The organism is Protofrankia sp. CiP1_Cm_nod2, from assembly GCF_920664355.1.
In the GTDB taxonomy this organism is placed as follows: Bacteria; Actinomycetota; Actinomycetes; order Frankiales; family Frankiaceae; genus Protofrankia.
The window spans coordinates 1-4,861 of the sequence record NZ_CAKKTL010000323.1 but is presented as its reverse complement, the minus strand read 5'-3'; the positions used below and the strand labels follow the sequence as shown (position 1 = coordinate 4,861).

The 4,861-nt window shown below is 71.9% G+C and carries 4 protein-coding genes and 1 pseudogene; all 5 read left to right on the top strand.

Annotated features, from left to right (window positions below; genetic code table 11):
- Positions 1-483: 483 nt before the first annotated feature.
- Positions 484-2,259, top strand: a complete 1,776-nt coding sequence (locus tag NBW84_RS22645) for a PEP-utilizing enzyme (RefSeq protein WP_250287246.1) — start codon at positions 484-486, stop codon at positions 2,257-2,259.
- A complete protein-coding gene (locus NBW84_RS22640; protein ID WP_250287244.1) occupies positions 2,256-3,341 on the top strand; it encodes a hypothetical protein in 1,086 nt (361 codons plus the stop codon). Before NBW84_RS22645 ends, NBW84_RS22640 begins: the two co-directional genes overlap by 4 nt.
- The gene (locus tag NBW84_RS22635) at positions 3,338-4,075 is read left to right on the top strand and encodes an HAD family hydrolase (protein WP_250287242.1); all 738 of its coding nucleotides are present in this window, start codon (positions 3,338-3,340) and stop codon (positions 4,073-4,075) included. Before NBW84_RS22640 ends, NBW84_RS22635 begins: the two co-directional genes overlap by 4 nt.
- On the top strand, positions 4,075-4,677 hold the full coding sequence (locus tag NBW84_RS22630) for a hypothetical protein (RefSeq protein ID WP_250287240.1): 603 nt from the start codon (positions 4,075-4,077) through the stop codon (positions 4,675-4,677). The genes NBW84_RS22635 and NBW84_RS22630 overlap by 1 nt, the downstream gene beginning before the upstream one ends.
- Positions 4,674-4,861: pseudogene (locus NBW84_RS22625) on the top strand (pyruvate, phosphate dikinase); the annotation flags it as partial. The gene NBW84_RS22630 and the pseudogene NBW84_RS22625, both read left to right, overlap by 4 nt.

Sequence of the window (4,861 nt, the reverse complement as noted above, 5' to 3'; positions counted from 1 at the left end):
CGAGCCCCGCGGATCGTTAGGTTCCGGCCTACATGATCATCGTGTCGTAGTCGGAGTGGCGCTGAGACTGGCTACGGACGGTCCTGGCAGACCTCGAGCCGGTGACCGATCTCCAGCACGGTCACGAGGAGCACGCCTCATCTGCCCGAGCCAGGCGCTGAAGCCACTGCGGGGACACGCGTCGTGTCGCGGTTGCGCGCGCCGTGCAGCGGTTGAAGGTGCGGTCTCCGGCCGTCCGCTCCCGGGTACCGGCCTTCCGGGAGGAAGCTGGTCCAGTCCTACTGCCTGATCATGATATTGCGGGTTTTCTCATCCATTTGTGTTATTTGGTGCCTATCGGCTGTTTCGTGCGCACCTGGCGGGCCCGCTCTTGACAACAAACACTTGTTTGTTAACGCTGGCTGCACTCGGCGAATAGGCACCCCGCCGCCCTGTCGTCCGTAGCCGGGCCGGATCGGGAGGCCTGAGCAGGAGAGGATCCGCATGAGCATCAGCGTGGACCCGAGCGGTCCTTTACACACGCAGTCACGACCTGAACGCTTCTGGAGCACGACGAACGTGGGGGAGGCACTCCCGGGCGTGGCGACACCCCTGGGGTGGTCGCTATGGGGGCCCGCGGTCGACGTCGGGGTTCGTGACTGCTTCGCACGCATGGGGGCGCTCGCGTCCGGTGACGTCCGTGTGCAGGACGATCCCAACGACGCCGTCGCCGCCGTCTTCTACGGCCGCGCCGCCCTGAACGTCAACTTCTTCTGCGAGATGGGCGGGCTGCTGCCCGGCTCAGGGCCGGACGCGATCGCGCGCCAGCTGCTCGGCGAGGTCCCGGCGGGCATCCCGTTGGCCCGCTCCAGGCGCCGCCTGCCGTTCGTCGCAGCCAGGATGCCCTACGCGCTGGCCACCGTCCGCCGGGACGTGATCGCGCGGACCGGGCCGACGAAGGCCTGGTGGCAGGCCTGGGTACCGCGGTTCGACACCCTCGACGAGGCCGGCGCCCGGCACGCGCTGGCCGAGGGCCGGGACCGCTTCACGGAGATGATCCGGGTGCAGGCCGGCGGCGTGTTCATCGGGGTGCAGGCGGTCTACGACCAGCTGCTCACCCTCATCGAGAAGGCCGGTCTGGACCACGCGCAGGCCAACGCGCTCGTCGCCGGCCAGGGCTCGCACGCCGAGACCGACATCATCTTCGACCTGTGGCGGATGGGACGCGGGGAGCTGACGCTCGACGCCTTCCTCACCAGGCACGGCTACCATGGCCCGCGCGAGGGCGAGGTCTCCGGGCGGGTCTGGCGTGAGGATCCCGCGCCGGTGCTCCGTCTCGCCGCGCAGTACGGCGAACGCGACGACACCCAGGACCCGGCGCTGGCCGCCGCGGAGCGGGCCCGGGCGCGCGAGCGGGCCGAGCGTGAGCTGCTGGCCGGGCTGCCTGCCGCGCGGCGGCCGGGAGCGAAGCTCGTGCTGAAGCTGGCCGTGTCACGGATCCCGCTGCGCGGCGTCGCCAAGGCCGCCTACCTGCAGGCTCTCGACGTCGCCCGCGGAGCCGCCCGGCGCCTGGGCGCGCTGCTGGCCGCGGACGGGCGTCTCGACGATCCCGAGGACGTGTTCCTGTTCGAGGTCTCCGAGCTCGTCGACGGGCTGCCCGCCGGGGCGAAGGAGATCGCCGCCCGGCGGCGTGCGCAGCGCGCGGACTTCCTGCGTCACGACATCCCCACGCACTGGCAGGGCCGGCCCGTGCCCTTCGCACTGGTATCCGCGGACGACAGGCCCGACACGTCCGACACATCCGGCGCGTCCGGCATGCCTGGCGCGAGGGGCACGGGGGAGGCGGGGGCCGCGGCCCCGGCGGGCACGGAGAGCAGCGTCACGGGCATCGGTGCCAGCGGCGGGACCGCCGAGGGCTTCGTGCGCGTGGTCCACGACCCCACGTTCGGCGACATCGAGCCCGACGAGGTGCTCGTGTGCGCGACCACCGACCCGAGCTGGGCGTCGGTGCTGTTCCTCTCCTCGGCCCTGGTGGTCGACATCGGCGGCCTGCTCAGCCACGCCGCCGTGGTCGCGCGTGAGGTCGGGGTGCCGTGCGTCATCGGCACGGGCAACGGCACCAGGGTGCTGCGCACCGGCGACCGCGTCCGGGTCGACGGCAACAAGGGAACGGTGGAGATCCTCAAGCGGGCCGCGGAAGGCGTGACCGGCCGTGCGGCCCGTGACGGCGCGAACCGTGACAGCACGAACCGTGACAGTGAACTGGAGAGCACCGCATGAGCACTCCCACGGCCACCAGCACAGCCACCAGCACAGCCACCGGGGCGGCCGCCTTGCCGTCCCGCGGCGTCCCGGCGGAATGGCTGCCCCGCCCCGAGGACGAGCTGTTACACAAGCCCTTCGGTGACGAGTCCTTACCGTGGAAGGAGACCTTCTTTATCACCGTCCGTGATGACGCGCTCAACGCGAACATCAACATGCACATGACGGTCAGCGCCAACCGCTCGCCTGACACCCGGTGCGCCGTCGGCGTCGCGCAGGGCAACAGATCGGTCATCCAGGTGCTGCGGACCGACGGGACGCACAACGACCGGCGGATCGGCAACGAGCTCGCGCGGCTGGAGGTGGTCAACCTCTCCTGGGACTCCGACCACGAGCTGCGGTGGGCCGGCAGCCTCGACGAGGCCGAGTTCGACCTGACGCTGCGGGGGAAGCACCTCGCGCCCCTGTGGGACACCATGTTCAGGGGCTACTACGCCACCGGGGAGAGCGGGCAGGTCTACCGCCACACCGAGCAGGTCATCACGGCCAGCGGGACGATGCGCTGGCGCGGCGGGCCGGAGCTCGCGTTCTCCGGCTTCGGCTGGCGCGACCGCGGCTGGGGCCGGCGCAAGACCCAGCTGATGTGGAACACCGGCTGGGACCTCGTATCGGCGATCCTGCCGGACGACAGCGTCTTCTCGGTCATCGCGCTGCGCAGCCACGAGCTGCCGGAACCGGCTCCCATGCCGGTCGCCGGCTGGTGGTCGGACGCGGGCACGCTCGTCCCCTGCGTGGGCGGTGTCTATCACAAGGAGGCGACCGCCTGCCCGAAGCACTACGAGCTCGAGTTCTCCAACGGGCACCGCATCGCCGGTGACCTGGTGCGTCCGACGGGGCGGGTCGCGGTTGCCATGCAGGAGTCCGAGGTCGGGCCGGACGCCCCCAACTGGGCCGCCACGATGCAGGACTACTACGCGATCTTCGTTGATCCCGAGGGGCGGGAGTTCCCGCTGTTCACCCAGAACGGCTACATCCACAAGGTGGACGTGTTCCGTGGCGCGCAGTTCGTCCACGCGGGCTCGCCGCCCCGCAAGGCATGATCGGGGCGGTCGTCTTCGACGTGGGCGGGGTCCTGTGCCCGAGTCCCGTCGGAGAGTTCGAGAAGGTCGACGCCGAGTACGGCCTGCCCACCGGCACGGTGATGTCCTTCGTCCGCGGCGGCGAGCTGTTCGCCCGCTGCGAGACGGGGCGCATGCCGATCGCCGAGTTCTACCGCCGGTGCTCCGCGGCGATCGCCGAGAAACACCGTGTCGACGTCCCGGCACAGCGTCTGGACGCGATGCTGTGGGCGTGCATGGGCGACAACGTCCGGCCCGAGATGGCCGCGCTGGTCGTCGAGGTCAGGGCGGCCGGCTACCGGACCGCGCTGCTGACGAACATCTTCGCCGAGCGGCGTGACTGGCTGCACGCGCTGCTGCCCGCGGGCGCGATCGACGTCTACGGCGACTCGTCGGAGCTGGGGCTGCGCAAGCCCGATCCCGCGATCTACCGCAGGCTCCTGGAGATGCTCGGCCACGGGCCGCGGGAGGTGGTCTTCGTCGACGACTTCCCCGAGAACCTCGTGCCCGCGCGTGACCTGGGGATGGTCGACGTCCGGTACGAAAGCCCGCGGCAGGTGCGCCGGGCGCTGGTCGAAGCCGGTGTGCGGATCGCCCCCGAGCCGGTGGACAGCCGAACGGGCGGGCCGGGAGCGGGCGGGCCGGGAACGAGCCCGCGAGGCCTGGCCGCGGCCTCATCCGAGCGGGCCGGAGTCGCATCCGAGGAGGTGGCCTGATGGATCTCGCGGTGTTGCAGGCGGTGCGGCTGAAAGGCGGGCTGGCGGACGCGTCCACGGTGATCTGGCTGACCGGCGGCGACGAGACCGCCGTGCGCCGCGCGCTCGCGGCGCTTGTCACGGCCGGGCACGTCCAGGAGTGCCGTGGCCGCTACCGGATCATGCCCGGCGGGCGCGACGCGCTGCGGGCGGCGCTGGCCGTCGAGCGCGCGGGCCTGGACATGGCCGCGCTCGACCTGGTCTGGGAGGAGTTCAGCGCGCACGACCACGCGCTGAAGGCCATCCTGCGGGACTGGCAGCTGCGCGGTGAGGAGCCCAACGACCACTCCGACACGGCGTACGACGCCGCGGTGATCGCCCGGGTCGAGGCGCTGCACGGTGACGTGGGCCGTCTCGCGCTGCGGGCGGCCGGCGTCATCCCCCGGCTGGGCCGCTACCCCGGCCGGCTGGAGGTGGCGCTCGTCCGGCTGCGCGGCGGCGACCGGCGCTTCCTGACGCATCCGATGGTCGACAGCTATCACACCGTCTTCCACGAGCTGCACGAGGAGCTCTACGGCGCGACCGGACGCGACCGGGTGAGCGAGGAGGCCACGACCGGATGATCACGATCACCACCGCGGTGCGCCCGCTCGTCCCCGGCCTCGACGGCGGCCGCGCGCTGCTGGGCGGCAAGGCGTGGGGCATCCAGCGCATGCTCGCGCTCGGTGCGCCGGTGCCGCCGGCCTTCGTCGTGACCACCGAGGCGTGCGCGCGCCACCGCGCCGGCGGCGGCCGGCTGCCCGCCGA